Raw genomic sequence first — 867 nt, forward strand, 5'->3', positions numbered from 1 at the left:
ACAGGTGAACTGCGTAACAGCTCCACATACCTCCGATCAGTCGCCCGACTTGTCCACAGTTAGTCGACGAGGACACGAACACGTGTGATGCAATGTCGATCGTGTCGACAGTGGGGTTGGGAACCGGGATCATCCGTCGAACAGTCGGTGCGCTTGCCGCGCTGACGGTCGCGGCCGGGATCGCGGTGGGAGCACCGGCGGTGAACGCAGCGCCGGGTCCCACGATGCCCGTCGAATTCGATCTGTCGCGCTACCAGCCCGTCGACCCGACGACGTTCCGGTCACTCGCCTACGGTGACAACGGCCGATCGTTCTTCACCACGGGCCGCTGGATGTGCCAGATCGGCCAGGCGTACCGCTATGTGGGCTGCCAGGGTCGTCCGGCGACCGCCCCGCCCACCGCGACCGGCGCCGCCATCTCCGGCGACCAACAGGGACCGTGGTGGGTCAACCGGGAACAGACCTATCGGTTCGGATCCAAGACCGGTTTCCGGCCGCCGCTCCTCGGGGTCGGCAAGCGCGTCACGATCGCCGGTGTCACCTGCACCGTGCCCCGCCGCGACGTCGTCGCCTGCCGCACCGGCGAGCGGGCGCTGATCTTCACGCCCGCGTGGCACAAATTCTTCTTCCCGTCCTGGGACACGCTCGGACCGGGCAACAACGCCGTCGCACACAGCGCGAACCCGGCACCGCGATACCTCCCGCCCGGCCTCCAGTACTGGAATCAGCTGCCCGCCAACCCGCCTGCGCCGAAGTAGGGGACCTCGTGCCGTTGCTGGTTGAGCCGGTAGCGAGCGCAGCGGCCCTGGTCTTCGCTGGTTGAGCCGGTAGCGAGCGCAGCGGCCCTGGTCTTCGCTGGTTGAGCCG

1 protein-coding gene is annotated in these 867 nt (G+C 67.8%); it reads left to right on the forward strand.

All coding sequences use genetic code 11. The features are described 5' to 3' along the window. The first annotated feature begins 92 nt into the window (after positions 1–92). Positions 93–758, forward strand: coding sequence for a hypothetical protein (locus GOAMI_RS20895; RefSeq protein ID WP_006438609.1), 666 nt, complete (start codon positions 93–95; stop codon positions 756–758). Positions 759–867 lie beyond the last annotated feature (109 nt).

It is taken from the genome of Gordonia amicalis NBRC 100051 = JCM 11271 (assembly GCF_000332995.1).
In the GTDB taxonomy this organism is placed as follows: domain Bacteria; phylum Actinomycetota; class Actinomycetes; order Mycobacteriales; family Mycobacteriaceae; genus Gordonia; species Gordonia amicalis.